We start from the raw sequence: 16167 nt of genomic DNA on the forward strand, positions 1-16167 counted from the left end.
GATGACCGGCGATCATCCCGGCGTGCCCGGTCTCGGCGATGCCCCCTTCAACGCGGGCGGCCGACGGGCAACGCGGAATGACGCGAATGACGAAGCGGTCGGGGGCGACGACGCCCTCGACCGCTCGTTGATTCTGGCGAGCGTCGCGCGCGACGCACGGCTCGACAAGAAATTCCTGCTCCTGATCATCCTCGCTGCCGCGATCGCGACGCTTGGCCTGCTGCAAAGTTCGACCGCCGTGGTCATCGGCGCGATGCTCGTGTCGCCGCTGATGGGGCCGATCATGGGCCTCGGCTTTGGCCTGGCGACGATCGAAAGCCATTTGATCAAACGCTCGCTGGTCACGCTCGCGGCAGGCATGGCGGTGGCGATCCTCGTCGCGGCGCTGATCATCTGGGTCTCGCCGATCGCCGACGTTACGCCCGAACTGCGGGCGCGGACCCAGCCGACGCTGCTCGACCTCGGCGTTGCGGTCGTTGGCGGTATCGCCGGCGTCTATGCGATCATGCGCAAGCTGTCGGGGGTGATGGTGGGCGTCGCGATCGCGACCGCGCTGGTGCCGCCGCTGTCGACGGTCGCGTTCGGACTGGTCACCGGACGAATGGATTTCGCGCTCGGCGCGTCGCTGCTTTTCCTGACCAATACGCTGGCGATCGCCTTCGCCGCAACGATCGTCGCCCGCCTGAACCATTTCGGTCCGTCGCTGACGCGGCAGCATACGGCGATGCAGGTCGTCGGTATCGTCGGGGCGCTCGGGGTTTTATCGATCCCGCTGGCGCTGTCGCTCAACTCGATCGTTCGCGAGATCGGCGCGCGCAATGCCGTGCAGAGCGAACTTGGCGGCCTGCTGGCAAAGGACGACCGGGTCGACAGCCTGAACGTGCGGATCGAGGATGACGCGGTCGCCGTCGACGGTGTGGTCCTTGTCGACCGCTATGCGTCGCAGCTCGACAGCGACCTCGCGCGGAAGGTGCGCGCCAAGCTGAAACGTGACGTGCGCGTCAGCATCGTCCAGATCCGGCAGCAGAGCAATGCCGCGGCGCAGGTCGAGGAACAGCTCAACCGCCGCCTTTCGGCACTCGAGCAGCGCGAGGATGACAGCCGCAACATTCTGGCCGGGCTGACCGTCGGTGAGCTGGTGCCGCGAGACCGGGTGCTGATCGACGCGCAGGCGCGCCGCGTCGTCGTCGCGCGCGACCGCGAGGCCGAAGGCGAACAGGTCGCCGCCGCGATCGACCGCATCATGGCGTCGGTGCAGGCGGGACACCCGCAATGGCTGATCCAGAATGGTGCGCTGACCGAGGCCGAAACGCCCGAAGAGTCGGCGGCGGCGCCCTGATCGGCTTGCAGACCTATTCAACCGCGGCGCGTGCTGACGAACGCGGTTCAATCCGGTAGGTAGAGCCTAAGGCCCGCCAGGAAGGGCCGTGGGAGATGGCTTTATGCGGACCGCGCGAATAGCACTGGCTCTGGCTGCGGCAGCGGTCGCGCTGGCGCCAGCCATATTGCCCGCACAGGCGCAGACCGCGACCCCATCGCTAGCCATCGACAAGGCCCGGATCGACGCGGCGCTCCAGCGGATGATCGCCAGCGACCGTGCGGGCGGCGTCTCGGCGCTGATCTGGCAGGACGGGCGCGAGGTCTATTTCGGCACCGCCGGCATGGCCGACCGGGCCGCGAACCGCCCGATGCGTCGCGACACGATCGCGCAAATCTATTCGATGACCAAGCCGGTGACGGGCGTCGCGTTGATGCAGCTGTGGGAGGCGGGCAAGGTCCGCCTCGATGACCCGCTGTCCAAATATCTGCCCGAATATGCGAGCATGCGCGTCTATGCGGGCAAGGACGATGCGGGGCAGCCGCGCTATGTTGCCACCGAACGGCCGATCACGGTGCGCGACGTCCTCCGCCACACTGCGGGCTTCGCCTATGGCGCGGGACCGACTCCTGCGCACGACGCCTATGTCGCCGCCGCGCCGCTCGCGCTCGACATCGACCTCTCCGAGGCGAACCGCCGCCTCGCGACCGTGCCTTTGCTGTACCAGCCGGGCAGCCAGTGGGAGTATAGTATCGCGGTCGATGTGCAGGCGGCGCTGGTCGAGAAGCTCTCGGGCCAGCGTTTCGCCGACTATGTCCGCACCCATATCTTCGAACCGCTGAAGATGACCGAGACCGCCTGGCGCCAGCCCGACACGCGACTGCCGCGCTTTGCCGCCATGTACGAGAAGCGCGACGGCAAGATGGTGCAGCAAGATGCGGCGACCGCGCAGGTGCTGAACTTTCGCGATCACAAACTGACCCCCGGCGGCTTCGGCCTCGCCTCGACGCTCGACGATTACCAGCGTTTCGCGCGCATGCTGCTCAATGGCGGCAGCCTCGACGGTGCGCACATCCTCAAACCCTCGACGGTCAAGCTGATGGCGAGCGACCAACTCGACCCGGCGATCAAGGAGCGCTCGTGGTTGCCGAGCAAAGGCAATGTCGGGTTCGGTTTCGACTTCGCGGTGCGCAAGGGGCAGCCGCTGAGTGCCGAGGAAAGCCGGGGCGCGGCGGGCGAATTTTTTTGGGACGGCATGGCCTCGACCTTGTTCTGGGTCGATCCGGCGAACAAGCTGACCGCGGTCTTCTTCGTCCAGACTTTGCCCTATGACGGAACGCTGCACCGCGATTTCCGCGCGGCGGTCTATGGGCCGGCTTACAAGGGGCCCATGGGCGACTGAGAGCGATCCTCCCAGTCGCGTAGCGATGGGGAGGGGGACCGTTCGCGAAGCGAATGGTGGAGGGGCCAGCAACGTCGCGCCATAGCCCCTCCGTCAGCGCTTCGCGCTGCCACCTCCCCATGGCTGCGCCACAGGGAGGATCGGCGTTATCGTCATCCTTTTGTCATCGAGATGACGTTGGGCGGACCCAAGGAGATTCTGCCGTGGCCCAATCCGACAAGCGAGCGTTGATCGCCGAAGGCCTCGCCGCCGGCGACGATGATGCCGCGCTGCAGGCGCGGCTCGTCGGCGCAGGGGTGTCGGCGGCCTCGGCGAAGTACGAGATCGACCGACTGGTAAAGGACCCGATGGCGGCGATGCTGCGGCGGCAGGCGGCGCGCATCGCGAAGCAGCGCTGGATCTTCGCGAACCAGGAACGGCTGGCGCGCGAGGCCGAGGGCGGCTTTGCGCTCGACCTGGTGGAGACGCCGGCTGCCGATCATTTTTACCGGCACTATTATGAGAGCAACCGCCCGGCGAAACTCACCGGGCTGATCGACCATTGGCCGGCGCTGACGCGCTGGTCGCTCGACCATTTTGCCGCCGTCGCGGGCGATGCGGTGGTCGAGGCGCAGGTCGAGCGCGAGCGCGACCCCGATTACGAACTCGCCAAGGATGACCACCGCCGCCTCATCCGCTTCGGCGACCTGATCGGCTGGCTGCGTCAGGACGAGGCGAGCAACGACATCTATCTGACCGCCTACAACAGCGGCACCAACGCCGCGGCGCTCGGGCCGTTGTGGGACGATTTGGCGCCGATCGAACTGCTCGATACCGGTCGGACCCGCGACGGGTTTTTCTGGCTCGGCCCCCGGGGCACGCTCACCCCCTGGCACCACGACCTCACCAACAATCTGCTGGTGCAGGTGCTGGGCCGCAAGCGCGTGCGGATGGCGCCGCCCTGGGCCTTTGCGCGGATGAAGAACAGCCGCCACTGCTTCTCCGACTGGGGCAACGAGCCGTTGCCCGCCGGGGCGGGCGATGCCGATACGCCGCCGGTGCTGGAAACGATCATCGGACCCGGCGAATCGATCTTCCTGCCCGTCGGCTGGTGGCATCAGGTCGAGGCGCTCGATTTGTCGGCGAGCATGAGTTTTACCAGCTTTCGTCGGCCGAATGTCCATGTAGAGGATTACGCATCCTATGGAGAAATAGCCTGATGTCCCTCGTCCTCATCACTCGCGACGACGGTGTCGCCACCGTCACCCTCAACCGCCCCGAAGCGATGAACGCGCTGTCGAAGGCGCTGCGCGCCGACCTCGCCGCCGCGATGCGCGAGGTTGCCGGCGACGACAGCATCCGCGCGATCGTGTTGACCGGGGCGGGGACACGCGCGTTCACCGCGGGGCTCGATCTCAAGGAACTCGGCGCCGATACCAGCAACCTCGGCGCCGCCAATGCGACCGGCGCCGACGAAAATCCGGTGAAGGCGATCGAGCTGTGCCCGCAGCCGGTGATCGGCGCGATCAACGGGGTCGCGATCACCGGCGGGTTCGAGGTCGCGCTGGCGTGCGACATCCGCATTGCATCGACCAACGCGCGCTTCGCGGACACCCATGCGCGTGTCGGGGTGATGCCCGGCTGGGGGCTGTCGCAGAAACTGTCGCGGCTGATTGGCATCGGCCGCGCCAAGGAATTGTCGCTGACCGGCAATTTCCTCGACGCGGAGACCGCGTGCACCTGGGGCCTCGTCAATCGGGTGGTCGCGCCCGACGACCTGCTGCCCGCCGCGCAGGCATTGGCGCGCGATATCGCGAGCGCCGACCCGGCGATGGTGCGCGCGTACAAGGCGTTGATCGACGACGGCTATGCGCTGCCCTTCGGCGCGGCGATGGCGCTCGAGCAGGAGCGCTCGTCGGCGGCGAACCGCAGCGTCAGCGCCGACGAAGTCGAGGCGCGGCGGATCGCGGTGATGGAGCGCGGGCGCGAACGCGCGGGGTGACGCCCTCTACTGCGGAATTTTCCACATGATGCGGCCGAGGTAATAGCCCGTCACCGGTGCACCCGCTGCGTCGCGCGCGGGCTCGAATTTGGCGCGTCGCCGGATGAGCGGGCAGGTGCCGTCGTCGAGATTGGCAAAACCGCTGCTGCTCGCCACGCGGCACTCGCTGACATTACCGTCGGTTCCGATCGTGACGAGGAAGCCGACCTCGCCTTCCTCCCGCGCGCGCATGGCCGATGAAGGATAGTCTGCGTTTGTCGCCCAGTAGCCCGGTACGTTTGCGGGCTTTGCCGACACGGGCGCTGCGCGCACGATCGACGTATCGACGCCCGCCTGCGCGAGGACTGCGTCATGGCAGCCGCCGAGTTGGCGAAAGGCCTCACCCGCTCCGGACCAACTCAGCTCGGCGTCGAACCTGCCGCTTGAAAACCGGAAATTCTGGTCATCCTTTACGAGCGGCGGGAGGTAAAAGTCATGCGCGTACCATTGCAGCAAGCGTTCTTTCCGGTTCGGTACGGTGCCGGTTTGCGCATCGAATTCGCGTGCGGCGTCCGATCCCGCCAGCGCCAGCTCGACTTTGCCGGGGCGGACGTCGCGCAGCGCCGTCGCGCTGGCGAGCGTGACCCGATAGGTCGCGAGCGAGAAGGTCGTCTGGAACTGGACGAGCAACCGTTCCTCGCCGACCGTGAATTCGCGCGACAGCGTGCATTGCGTCGGCTGCTGGTCGAGCCGCGCCGGTCCGGCTGGCTGCCACATTGTTGGCGCCGCGGTGGCGGTGCCCGTGACGGTCAGAGCGGATGCCGCGAATATTGTGAGGAGCATAGATCGCATGGCCCGATGTTCGCCATCGCCGGGCAAAGGTCAAGCGCCTGTTATCGGGCTGGTAACCGCATTTGGCTAAAGCGGCATGCGGAGGGCGATGCATGGCATTCACGAGCGACTATCAGCAGCGGCAGATCCGCGACGGTGAACTGCGCCGCTTCGACCGCTGGTTCGTCGAGACCGCGATGGGCCCCGCCTATCGCGGCCGCGACGGGCGGGTGCGCGGGGTGAAGGCCGACGAGGTCGCGCGCTGGCGCGCCGACCTGGAGGCGCATATCGACGCGATGATCGCGGGGCTGCCGTTCCAGGCGATGTGGGCGGTCGGCGGCTTGCTGACGGTGGTCTTCCTCGGCGGCTGGCTGCTCGACCTGCTCGCGATCGAGCCGCGCTTTCATGGCCCCGCGATCGGCCTCGCGATCTTCATCGTCGAGGCCGGCACGATCGGGATTGAGGCGTGGGATTATATCGGCGGCTGGCGCGAGCGGCGCGACGCCATCGAGGCGGCGGTCGCGGCGCGCGCGCCGCTGCCNATCGATCCGCAGAATATCGCGAGCGGCCATAACTGGTATCAGATCGGGGTCTATGTCGTCATCGCGCCGGTGATCCTGCTCGCGATGTTCGGGCATCTAGGCGGCGACACGATGATCGAGAGCATCCAATGGGGCTGGTTCCTCGCCGCGGTGCCGCTGGCGTGGGGGCTGCACTTCGCGGCGAAATGGCACGACCGGCGGACGAAGGGCCGCTTGCGGCGTTAAGGTCCGCCGCCGGATTGCGCGCGCCAAAACAGCGGTGTAGCATCGCGCCATGGGAAGCAGGATGGGAATGGCGGGCCTTGCCTCGCTGATCGTGGCGGCGCCGTCGATGGCGGCCGAGAAGGCGCCGGTCGAACTCGCGCCGACGACCCCGTGGAATGTGCCTTATGCCGATGATTATTGTCGGCTGGCGCGTTTTTTCGGCGAGGGCAAGCAGCGGGTCATCCTGTCGATGGAACAGGGCGAGCCGGGCGACGGCTTTCGGTTGACGCTGGCGGGGGCGATTCTCGACGGGCCAGGCGGCAAGGACGAAGCGTCGATCACATTCGGCGAGCTGGGCGAGCAGAAGCTCCAGTTTTTCCCGGGGACGGTTGGCGACGATATGCCGGCCTGGATTTTCAGCGGCAACATCCGGATCCGCCCCTATTCGACCGACGACGGCCGTTTTGCCGCCAAGCATGGTTATTATCCCGATTCGGCGGGACCCATCAGCGAGGCCGACAAGGCCGCGGCGGCCAGCCTGCTGATCGGACGGCCGCTGCGCCAGCCGGTGCGGTTGAAGACGGGGCCGATGAAAGCCGCCTTTACCGCGATGAACAGCTGCACCGACGAGTTGCTCGAGCATTGGGGAATCGACGCGGCGCGGCACCGCGAACGGTCGCGGTCGGCGATGCCGGTCGGATCGCCGGGAAAATGGTTGAACAGCAACGACTATCCACCCGCCATGCTCGCGAAGGGCCAACCGGGTCTTGTGCGTTTCCGGCTGTCGGTCGGTGCCGATGGGGTTCCCACCGCTTGCCATATCCAGCGCTCGACCAACGGCAAGCCATTCGACGATGCGGTGTGCAAGGGCGTGATGCGCCGTGCGCGCTTTGAGCCAGCGCTCGACAAGGACGGGCAGCCGCTGGCGTCCTATTATGTCAACGCGGTCCAGTTCCAGTTCTGACCGCCCGTGTAGGCGCACTTCGTTCGTTGAAAGCCGAAAACGGCTTGCGGTGATCCGAAAAGCTTAGCATCGGAAAGTAATGACCGATCTCGACACCCTGCTCGCCGCTTTCATGACCCGCGCCGTCGGCCCCGGAACGCTCTCGGGCCTCGGCCGCCTGTCGGGGGGCGCGAACATGGAAAGCTGGGCGTTCGATTTCGCGGGCGAACCCTATGTGCTGCGCCGCGCGCCGTCGGCCGAATATATGGCGGACCGCCCCTATGGCCATGTAACCGAAGCGGCGCTGGTGATGGCCGCGCATGCCGCCGGGGTGAAGGCGCCCGAAGTCGTCGGCGTGCTGGCGGACGGCGACGGCATGGGCACCGGCTATGTGATGAAGCGCGTGATCGCCGAGGTGAACCCGGCGAAGATTCTCGCGAGCCCGCCGCCATCGCTCGTCGCAGACCTGGGGCGCGAACTCGCGCGCATCCATGCGATCCCCGCCGAAACCATTCCCGACGCGATCCCGCATATGGACACCGCCGCGGCGCTCGCCGAATTGAAGGCGCGCTTCCTGACCTATGGCGGCGACCGGCCGGCGATCGCGCTCGCGATCAAATGGTGCGAGGATCATCTGTCCGAACCGGCGCCGCCGGTGCTCGTCCATGCCGACTATCGCATGGGCAATATCATGGTCGATGCCGATGGCCTTGCGGTCGTACTCGACTGGGAACTCGCGCATCGCGGCGACGCGCACGAGGACCTCGCTTTCGGCTGCATGACCGTGTGGCGTTTCGGCCGGCTCGACAACCCCGCCTTCGGGGTCGGCAGCCTCGACGAATATTTCGCGGCCTATGAAGCCGCCGGCGGCACCCCCGTCGACCGCACCCGCTTCCGCTTCTGGCTGGTCTATCGCACCTTGTGGTGGGCACTCGGCTGTTTGCAGATGGGGCAGGCCTGGCGCAGCGGTGCCGACACCACGGTCGAGCGCGTCGTCGTCGGGCGGCGCACCGCCGAACAGGAACTCGACCTCGTGCTCCTGCTCGAAGAGGAAGCGCCCGAGGCCGAACGCGCGCGCGCGCTGCCGGCATCGCCGCCCGCCGCCGCCGCACCGGCGGGCGAGCCGACCAACCGCGAAATCGTGCAGGCGGTGCGCGACTGGATCGAGGGTGCGATCAAGCCGCGCGCCGAGGGCCATGCCAAGTTCGAAGCGGTGGTCGCGATGAACGCGCTGGGCATCGTGATGCGCGACCTAGACGCCGGGACGCGCGCCGAGGATGCGGCCTTGTCCGCCGCCTTGATGGCGGGGACGACGACGCTCGCCCAACCCGGCCTGCTTGCGAAGTTGCGACGCGCGGCGATCGACAAATGCGCGGTCGACAGCCCCAAATATGCCGCGCTCGGCGCGGCGCGCAGCCTCTGGGGCGGATGATCGCCACAGAGCATCCGCTCTGGATTGTCCTTCGCGAGTATCGCGTCGGTCCCGCCGACGCCGTCCTGACCTTCGAGGCGCGGCTGGCCCGCGAAAATGGCTGGTCCGCCGCTTTTTCCGAAACGGTGATGGACGAATATCGCCGCTTCCTGTTCCTCGCCATGACCGCGGGCCATATGGTCGTGCCGTCCGACGCGGTCGACCAGGCGTGGCACCTGCACCTTACCTATAGCCGCGACTATTGGGATCGCTTGTGCGGGCAGGTGTTGGCGGCGCCGCTCCACCATGGCCCGACCAGCGGCGGCGCCGAGGAAGGCCGGCGTTATGCCCATTATTACGCCGAAACGCTGGCGAGCTATGAGCGGCTGTTCGGCGCCCTTCCGCCCGAAAAAATCTGGCCCTCGGCGTGGCGGCGCTTTCATGTCGACCCGCACGCGCGCCGCGTCGCGCTCGCCGATGTGTGGATCGTGCCGCGCCGCACCCTTCGCCTTGGCGCCACCGCCGCGGCTGTGATAGCGCTGGCCGGGGTCGCGCTGTGGGCATGGGGATGAGGATGCGCCGGAGATGAATCCGCTCGATTGGGACCCGCTGGCCTTTATCGGCATATATTTCCTGTTGTTGATGATCGTCGGACCGGTCGCCTGGCTGCTGCCGCGGCTGCTTCGTCCTGCGGGCCGGGTGCAGCGACTGCACGACCCCGACAGCCTCGCCTATCTTGCCGGCCGCGGGGCGCGCTTTGCCGACACCGTCGCGACGCGCGCCGTCGCGTCGGGTGCGATCGCGGTCGAGGGCAAGATTTTCCGCACGGCGGACGGGGCGGCGTCCTCGGGCGCTGAGCGCGCGATCCTCGCGCTGCGCTCGCCGTTCGGCTGGGACCATATCGTTGCGGCGTTGCAGCCCGAAACGGTCGCCCTGCGTCGCCGGCTCGAATCAGCAGGCCTGCTGCTCGATCCCGACGAGCACCGTCGCCTGCGGCTGCTGGCGATCGCGCCCTATGCGGTGCTGTTGCTGTTCGGCGCGATCCGACTGCTCGCCGACATCGCGCGGGGCGGCCCGCTTTTCGTGCTGTCGCTGCTGATGCTGCTGACGCTAATCCCGCTGGCGATCCGCTGGCGCTTCGTCAGCGACCAGACGCGCGCCGGCCGCGCGGCGGTCAAGGACGCGCGCCGCGCGCATCAACGGCTGCGGCGCGCACCGACGCGGCGCGAAAGCGACCTCGCCGTCGCGCTGTTCGGCACCGGTGTCCTCGCCGGATCGGAACTCGCCGCCTTCTATCAGCTGCGCAACCCGCACAACTCGCCCGAGGGCTCCAATTCGAGCGGCAGCTGCGGCAGCAGCTGCGGCGGCGACAGTGGATGCGGCAGCGGTTGCGGCGGAGGTGGAGATTGAGATACCGGTCTCCAAATCACAATGAACAACCTACCTCTCAATAAGCGGCGCCATCTGCTCGTCCTCGATCTGGACGAAACTCTCATTCATGCCAGCGAGACATCGCTGCACCGGGCCGCTGACCATAGGGTCTATGGCTATCATGTGTATCGGCGGCCGCATCTGGACGCGTTTCTGGCAAGCTGTTTTGAGCATTATTCGGTTGGGATCTGGTCGTCGGCGTCGGACGAATATGTCGAGGCGGTTGCCAAACTGATCGTTCCCGATCCGGGGCGGCTCGAATTCATTTGGGGTCGAAGCAAGGCAAGCTTCAGCCGGGTGCGACGCGACGATGATGACTACACCTTCTTCGATCCGTGGAACCACCGCCACTATCTGAAGCCGCTCGCCAAGCTCAAACGCTTCGGCTGGACGCTCGACCAGATGCTGATTGTCGACGACACCCCCGAAAAATGCGTCCGGAACTACGGCAACGCCATCTATCCGCGCGAATATGACGGGCGGGAAGATGACGACGAACTGCTGCTGCTCGCACATTATCTCGAACGGCTGAAAGACGCAGCCAACCTGCGGAAGCTCGAAAAGCGGCATTGGCGGGCGCAGGTCCAAGAAGATTAGTCTACGAAGCATTTTGCGCTTTTGCGGCTCGCCGAACGCTGGCAAGGCAGGGGCGACAGCCAAAGGAGAGAGACATGGATTTTGCCGTACCGGCCGATTTGCAGGCCTATCTGGACGAACTCGACGCCTTCATCGAGGCGGAGATCAAGCCGCTCGAACTCGCTGACGACAATATCCGTTTCTTCGACCACCGCCGCGAACATAGCCGCACCGACTGGGACAATCAGGGCCTGCCGCGCCACGACTGGGAACAATTGCTGAAGGCGGCCACGCGCAAGGCCGATGCCGCGGGCCACTGGCGCTTTTCGGCGCCGAAGAAGTACGGCGGCAAGGACGGGTCGAACCTGTGGATGGCGGTGATCCGCGAGCATTTCGCCGCTAAGGGCCTCGGTCTCCACAACGACCTGCAGAACGAGCACAGCATCGTTGGCAATTTCCCCTTCGTCCAGATGTTCGAGCAATTCGCGACGAGCGAGGAGCAGAAGCAGGAGTTCATCCTCGGCGGGTTCGAGGGCAAGCGCCGCACCGCCTTCGGCCTGACCGAACCCGATCACGGGTCGGACGCGACGCATATGGAAACGCGCGCGGTGCGCGAGACCCGCGACGGGGTCGAGGGCTGGCTGATCAACGGGCGCAAGATGTGGATCACCGGCATGCATGTCGCAACCCACTGCGCGACCTTCTGCCGCACCGACGGTGAGGACGGCGACGCGAAAGGCATCTCCTGCCTGCTGGTGCCCACCGGCACCCCGGGGATGACGGTCGACGAATATATGTGGACCTTCAACATGCCGACCGACCACCCGCGCATGACCTTCACCGATGTGTGGGTCCCCGACAGCGCGCGGCTCGGCCCGGTCGGCGGCGGGCTGTCGATTGCGCAGAGCTTCGTCCACCAGAACCGTATCCGGCAGGCAGCATCGTCGCTGGGTGCGGCGGTCTTCTGCATCGAGGAAAGCGTGCGTTATGCGCGCGAGCGCAAGCCGTTCGGCGAGGCGCTGGCGAAGAACCAGGCGATCCAGTTCCCGCTCGTCGAACTGGCGACGCAGGCCGAAATGCTGCGCCTGCTGATCCGCAAGACCGCGTGGGACATGGACAATATGCCGCACAAGGAAATCGAGCGGAACCTGTCCGACAAGGTCAGCATGTGCAATTACTGGGCGAACCGCCTGTGCTGCGAAGCCGCCGACCGCGCGATGCAGGTGCATGGCGGCATCGGCTATTCGCGCCACAAACCGTTCGAGCATATCTATCGCCACCACCGTCGTTACCGGATCACCGAGGGGGCCGAGGAAATCCAGATGCGCAAGGTTGGCGCCTATCTGTTCGGCTATCTCGGACCGCGCCGGGAAACGCTGGGCAAAATCTGACCGGGCTATGGACTCTCCTCCTCCCGTTGCGGCATGATACGTCGCAAATCAAAACGGGAAGAGGAGAGAGCCATGGCCGAGGCCGATCGTAAGCCGGACGCAGCGCCGTTCCGCGTCTATCGGGGCATCGATGCCCCCGACCTCAACGAGACCGAAAAGATGACGCTCGTGGGGCTGACCCCGATCGTCGAGGCGGGCATCGGCCGCTGGGTCGCGGCCGGGGTGGACGAGGGCAATGTCACCAAAGTGCTGTTCGCGCTGCCGCACATGAGCCTGACCTATGCCTGGTTCAAAAGCGGCTTCGCGCTGCCGCTGCACAGCCACGACGCCGACTGCCTCTATTATATCATCGCCGGATCGCTCAAACTCGGCACCGAGGAACTGGGCGCGGGCGACGGCTTCTTCGTCGGGCGCGACGTCCCCTATACCTACAAGCCCGGACCCGAGGGGGTCGAGGTGCTCGAGTTCCGCACCGTCGATGCGTTCGACATGAAGTTCCAGGGGCGGACCGAGGCCTATTGGGACAAGGTCGTCGCCGGCATGGACGCGGCGCGCCCGAACTGGAGCGCCGAAAAGCCGCCGTCGCAGCACTAACGCGTCAGCGCTTGCGCACGAACTCCGCGCGCAGCACCAGCCCCTTGATGCCGTCGTGGCGGCAGTCGATTTCCTGCGCGTCGCCGGTCAGGCGGATCGACTTGATCACCGTGCCGACCTTGAGCGTCTGGCCCGCGCCTTTGACCGTCAAATCCTTGATCAGCGCCACGCTGTCACCGTCGGCGAGCAGATTGCCGACCGCGTCGCGCACCTCGGGACCTGCCGATGCGGCAGCATCGCGCGCCGCGATATCGCTTGCGGACATCCATTCGCCGCTCGCTTCGTCATAGACATAATCATCGTCGGCCATGTTGGTCCCTATTTCGGTTTGCGGAAGCGTAGCGCGAACTGGTCGGTCTTGCCGCGAATGGCGGGGTCGAAGACGTTCGTGGTGCGCGGGTCGTCGGGGCGTTTATAGATGTCGCTCGTCGCATCAAGCCTGAAACCCGCCCGGGTCAATGCTTCGACCACCGCGGCCTGGTCGATCCGGTGCAGGCTGTCGGACAAGGTCGTGCCGCTGCCGTCGGCGGCGCTGTGATCGACGACGACGAGCGTCCCGCCCGGCTTGAGCGCCGCGAACAGCGCCGCGCTCGCCCGGGCGCCGGTCCCTTCGGGGAAGGGTTTGAGGTAGAGGTCGTGGAAATTCTGCACCGTGATGATCGTGTCGAGCGGCACAGGAAAGGCGGGCGCGGCGAACGCCCCGCCGACCGCGTCGACATTGGCATAGGCGGCATCGACCGCCGCCTGATCGTCGCCATATTGTTTCTTGAAGGCGATGAATTCGGCGGGCTGGAAGGCATAGACCTTGCCCTCGGGGCCGACCGCGGCGGCGAGCAGTCGCGTGACATACCCGCCGCCCATCACATAGTCGCCGACCGCCTCGCCCGGCGCGATCTGGGCGAAGGCAAGCAGTTCGGCGGGTTTGCGCGCCGCGTCGCGCTCGCGATCGGTCGCGGGGCGGGCGGGGTCGGCAAGCGTCGCGGCATAATCGGCGGTGGGTGGCGGCGCGGCGCCGTCGGCGACGCATCCCGCGAGCAGCAGCGCGAGGGCGAAGGGGGCGGCGAGCTTGCGGTTCATGGCATCGACTCCTTGCTGGTATCGCGCGACTCTAACGGCTCGCCGGGGTGCTGGCGCGCGAAATCGGTCAGGGCAGCGCGGGCGGTCCGGCGCGCGGCCGGAGCTTGAGGCCCGCGAGCAGCGCCGCCGGATCTGGACAGCCGGGCGACGCGGCGACGCCGATGATCGGGTCGATCGCGACCGACAGGCCGAGCCGCGCCGCCTGCCGCTGATATTGGTCGCGCAGCACCGTGCCGGTGCGTGGGAAATCGGTCCGCACGCCATCGCCATATAGATAGCGCACCGGACCGATGGTGCGTGCGCGTTCGGCGAAAATGCTCTTTTCCGCCGCCTCGACGTCGAGTTGCTGGACGATCATCGTACAGGCGCCGCCGGCGGCACGGATACGAAAGGGTGCCGCTTCCCACGGCCGGCTGCTCGTCAGGCCCGCCGTGGCGAGCCGCGTCTCGATCGCCGCCGCCAGCCGTTCGCGATCGGGGTAGACGTTGCGCGGCAGCCACAGCAATTTCGCCGCGACAAGCGCCACGGCGAGCAGCGCCGCGCCGATCAGGATGCGATCAGCGCGCCGCAAAATCGGGGTGACGCGCGACGGCGGTGCCGACGATCGCGGCGGTGACGAGCAGCGAGGCCCAGCCGAACAACATCATCCCCGCGCCGCCGTGCAGATAGTCGTAGAGGTCGGGATGGCGTGCGATCGTCGCGAGGCGGATGCCGTTGACGACGATCGTGCCGAGCATCGCGATTAGCGTGGCGATGACGAGACGGCGATCGAAGCGCAGTTCGAACAATTGCGCCAGCGTCACCGCGAGGACCCCGGCGAGCGAGAGATTGGTCAGCGACGAGCAGTTCTGGCCGACCGTGAAAGCCTGAGATCCCGCCTGACCGAAGATGTTGCCGTCGGCATTGCCGCCCGCGAACAGCGCGGCGATTTGCGCATCGAAGGCGAGCAACTCGCTGCCGAGCAGCTTCAGGATTAGCGGACCCCAGAGCAGATGGGCGCTGAGAGCCAGTGCAACCAGTCCGATCCGCCGCGCGCCCGATGCCGGTTCGGAGCGCAGCGCCAGCCATGCGCCTGCGCCAAAGACCGCCGCCGCGCCGAGCGCGGGGAGCGGCAGCAGCGCCGCGCCGACCATCGCGGCGAGGACCGGCGCGTCGCCGCGCCGCCAGGCCGATCGGCCATCATTGTCGCGCGCGATCGCGCATATCGCGAAGGCGGCGAACCAGACGATCGCGCTGACGCCGAACAATTCGAAAAGCGACGGGACGAGGCCGCGATGCGCGACCGCCGCGCCGATGCGTGTGGTCAGCGCCGATGCGATGACGATTAGCAACGCGGCGGCGAAAACGACACTGCGCTCGATCCGTCGCGGCGAAACCGCCGCCGCTGCGGTCATCGCCGGTTTAGCGGCTGCGACGGCGCTTCAGGAACAGATAGCCCGCGGCGACGGCCGCCATCGCTGCGGCACCGACGCCGGCTTCGGGGCCGGGGGTCGGGGCAACGCCGGCAAAGGCGGCGGTCGGGATGGCAAGAAGAATGGTGACGGCCAATGCGCGCATGATCGAAGCCCCTCGGAAAAATAACGTCGTGCCGGAATCGTAGCGAGCGCTTGCCACGGCGGCAAGCGGCTTTACCGCTTGGCACGATGGAGCAGATATTCGCACGGGAGGTGATGGCGTGGGCGCCCTTTGTGATGGCCGGCGCTTTCGTTGCGGCTGCCTGCGCCGAGGCGCTGTTCGGCACGCGCGACGATGCGGGGGCGGGGTTGCGGCGCCCGGCGACCAATTTGCTGCTCGGTATCCTCGGCCTGTTGCTCGCCGCGCTCGTGCCGGTCAGCCTGATCGCCTTTGCCGCATGGGCCGGACGAGAAGGGACGGCGCCCCTGCCGCTACCGTCCGCGCCGCTCGCGCTCGCGGTGCTTGTGACGGTGTTGCTGCGCAGCCTGTCGGCCTATTGGGCCCACCGCGCCTCGCACCGCATCGGCTGGCTGTGGCGGCTGCATCGCGTCCATCACAGCGACACCGGGGTCGATGCGACGACGGGGTTCCGCCATCATCCGGTCGAGCAGTTCGTGTCGTTCCTGTGCGCGCTGCCGGCGATCTGGCTGTTCGCGCTGCCGCCGACGGCGGTCGCGATCGCTGAACTCGTGCTTATCGTCGCGGGTATCGCCGAGCACGCCAATATTCGTGCCGAGGGGCGTGTCTGGCGCGCCGCCACCTGGCTGTTCGCGACCCCCGCTGTCCACCTGATCCATCACAGCAGCCGGCAGGCGCAGACCGACAGCAATTATGGCTCGCTCTTTACCGTCTGGGACCGCCTCTTCGGCACCTGGCGCGATCCCCATGTCGAACGCGTCGAGACGCTGGGACTGGGACCCACGCATGATCGCGATGCCGACCGCTGGGACCGGCAGCTGCTTTCACCCTTCCTTCGCGATGTGCCGCCCGGCTGATTGTCCTCCGGTCGCGAGGCCTTGGCATATCGAATAT

18 protein-coding genes are annotated in these 16167 nt (G+C 67.0%); 12 read left to right on the forward strand and 6 right to left on the reverse strand.

What is annotated here, in order from left to right:
• Position 1 precedes the first annotated feature (1 nt).
• The 4 genes from ASD67_RS07770 to ASD67_RS07785 all read left to right on the forward strand — a co-directional run bounded on the left by ASD67_RS07770 (position 2) and on the right by ASD67_RS07785 (position 4701).
• Positions 2-1339 carry a DUF389 domain-containing protein gene (locus tag ASD67_RS07770; RefSeq protein WP_056345629.1) on the forward strand — a complete coding sequence of 446 codons (1338 nt, stop codon included), beginning with the start codon at positions 2-4 and terminating at the stop codon, positions 1337-1339.
• 103 nt (positions 1340-1442) lie between these two features.
• Positions 1443-2720 carry a serine hydrolase domain-containing protein gene (locus tag ASD67_RS07775; protein ID WP_056345632.1) on the forward strand — a complete coding sequence of 426 codons (1278 nt, stop codon included), beginning with the start codon at positions 1443-1445 and terminating at the stop codon, positions 2718-2720.
• A gap of 203 nt (positions 2721-2923) precedes the next feature.
• Positions 2924-3919 (forward strand): cupin-like domain-containing protein, encoded by a 996-nt coding sequence (locus ASD67_RS07780; RefSeq protein WP_162248554.1) that lies wholly within the window; start codon positions 2924-2926, stop codon positions 3917-3919.
• Positions 3919-4701 (forward strand): enoyl-CoA hydratase, encoded by a 783-nt coding sequence (locus ASD67_RS07785; protein WP_056345639.1) that lies wholly within the window; start codon positions 3919-3921, stop codon positions 4699-4701. Before ASD67_RS07780 ends, ASD67_RS07785 begins: the two co-directional genes overlap by 1 nt.
• Positions 4702-4707: 6 nt before the next feature.
• Here ASD67_RS07785 and ASD67_RS07790 read toward each other — a convergent pair whose 3' ends face one another.
• Complete coding sequence (locus ASD67_RS07790) at positions 4708-5523, reverse strand: energy transducer TonB (protein WP_162248555.1); 816 nt, start codon at positions 5521-5523, stop codon at positions 4708-4710.
• A gap of 804 nt (positions 5524-6327) precedes the next feature.
• Here ASD67_RS07790 and ASD67_RS07800 point away from each other — a divergent pair.
• The 7 genes from ASD67_RS07800 (at position 6328) to ASD67_RS07830 (ending at position 12603) form a co-directional block, all read left to right on the forward strand.
• Positions 6328-7221 carry an energy transducer TonB gene (locus tag ASD67_RS07800; RefSeq protein ID WP_082544903.1) on the forward strand — a complete coding sequence of 298 codons (894 nt, stop codon included), beginning with the start codon at positions 6328-6330 and terminating at the stop codon, positions 7219-7221.
• Between the two features lie 79 nt (positions 7222-7300).
• Positions 7301-8632: a phosphotransferase family protein gene (locus tag ASD67_RS07805; protein ID WP_056345650.1), complete on the forward strand. Its 1332-nt coding sequence runs from the start codon at positions 7301-7303 to the stop codon at positions 8630-8632.
• Positions 8629-9183 (forward strand): glycine-rich domain-containing protein, encoded by a 555-nt coding sequence (locus ASD67_RS07810; RefSeq protein WP_056345652.1) that lies wholly within the window; start codon positions 8629-8631, stop codon positions 9181-9183. The genes ASD67_RS07805 and ASD67_RS07810 overlap by 4 nt, the downstream gene beginning before the upstream one ends.
• A gap of 13 nt (positions 9184-9196) precedes the next feature.
• The gene (locus ASD67_RS07815) at positions 9197-10021 is read left to right on the forward strand and encodes a TIGR04222 domain-containing membrane protein (protein ID WP_056345655.1); all 825 of its coding nucleotides are present in this window, start codon (positions 9197-9199) and stop codon (positions 10019-10021) included.
• Between the two features lie 21 nt (positions 10022-10042).
• Positions 10043-10639, forward strand: coding sequence for an HAD family hydrolase (locus tag ASD67_RS07820; RefSeq protein ID WP_056345658.1), 597 nt, complete (start codon positions 10043-10045; stop codon positions 10637-10639).
• Between the two features lie 74 nt (positions 10640-10713).
• Positions 10714-12009, forward strand: a complete 1296-nt coding sequence (locus ASD67_RS07825; protein ID WP_056345662.1) for an acyl-CoA dehydrogenase family protein — start codon at positions 10714-10716, stop codon at positions 12007-12009.
• Positions 12010-12081: 72 nt separating this feature from the next.
• Positions 12082-12603: a cupin domain-containing protein gene (locus ASD67_RS07830; RefSeq protein WP_056345664.1), complete on the forward strand. Its 522-nt coding sequence runs from the start codon at positions 12082-12084 to the stop codon at positions 12601-12603.
• A 4-nt stretch (positions 12604-12607) separates the two neighbouring features.
• Here ASD67_RS07830 and ASD67_RS07835 read toward each other — a convergent pair whose 3' ends face one another.
• The 5 genes from ASD67_RS07835 to ASD67_RS22985 form a co-directional block, all read right to left on the reverse strand.
• Complete coding sequence (locus ASD67_RS07835; RefSeq protein ID WP_056345667.1) at positions 12608-12913, reverse strand: alkylphosphonate utilization protein; 306 nt, start codon at positions 12911-12913, stop codon at positions 12608-12610.
• 8 nt (positions 12914-12921) lie between these two features.
• Positions 12922-13680, reverse strand: coding sequence for a class I SAM-dependent methyltransferase (locus tag ASD67_RS07840; RefSeq protein ID WP_056345671.1), 759 nt, complete (start codon positions 13678-13680; stop codon positions 12922-12924).
• Positions 13681-13747: 67 nt separating this feature from the next.
• A complete protein-coding gene (locus tag ASD67_RS07845; protein WP_056345674.1) occupies positions 13748-14251 on the reverse strand; it encodes a hypothetical protein in 504 nt (167 codons plus the stop codon).
• On the reverse strand, positions 14238-15074 hold the full coding sequence (locus tag ASD67_RS07850) for an archaeosortase/exosortase family protein (protein WP_056345678.1): 837 nt from the start codon (positions 15072-15074) through the stop codon (positions 14238-14240). Before ASD67_RS07850 ends, ASD67_RS07845 begins: the two co-directional genes overlap by 14 nt.
• Positions 15075-15081: 7 nt before the next feature.
• Positions 15082-15237 (reverse strand): hypothetical protein, encoded by a 156-nt coding sequence (locus ASD67_RS22985; RefSeq protein ID WP_156377610.1) that lies wholly within the window; start codon positions 15235-15237, stop codon positions 15082-15084.
• Positions 15238-15323: 86 nt separating this feature from the next.
• Between ASD67_RS22985 and ASD67_RS07855 the strand changes: the two genes are divergently transcribed.
• On the forward strand, positions 15324-16130 hold the full coding sequence (locus ASD67_RS07855; protein WP_082544904.1) for a sterol desaturase family protein: 807 nt from the start codon (positions 15324-15326) through the stop codon (positions 16128-16130).
• Positions 16131-16167 lie beyond the last annotated feature (37 nt).

Origin of the sequence: Sphingopyxis sp. Root1497, from assembly GCF_001427085.1 — a bacterium.
Classification (GTDB): domain Bacteria; phylum Pseudomonadota; class Alphaproteobacteria; order Sphingomonadales; family Sphingomonadaceae; genus Sphingopyxis.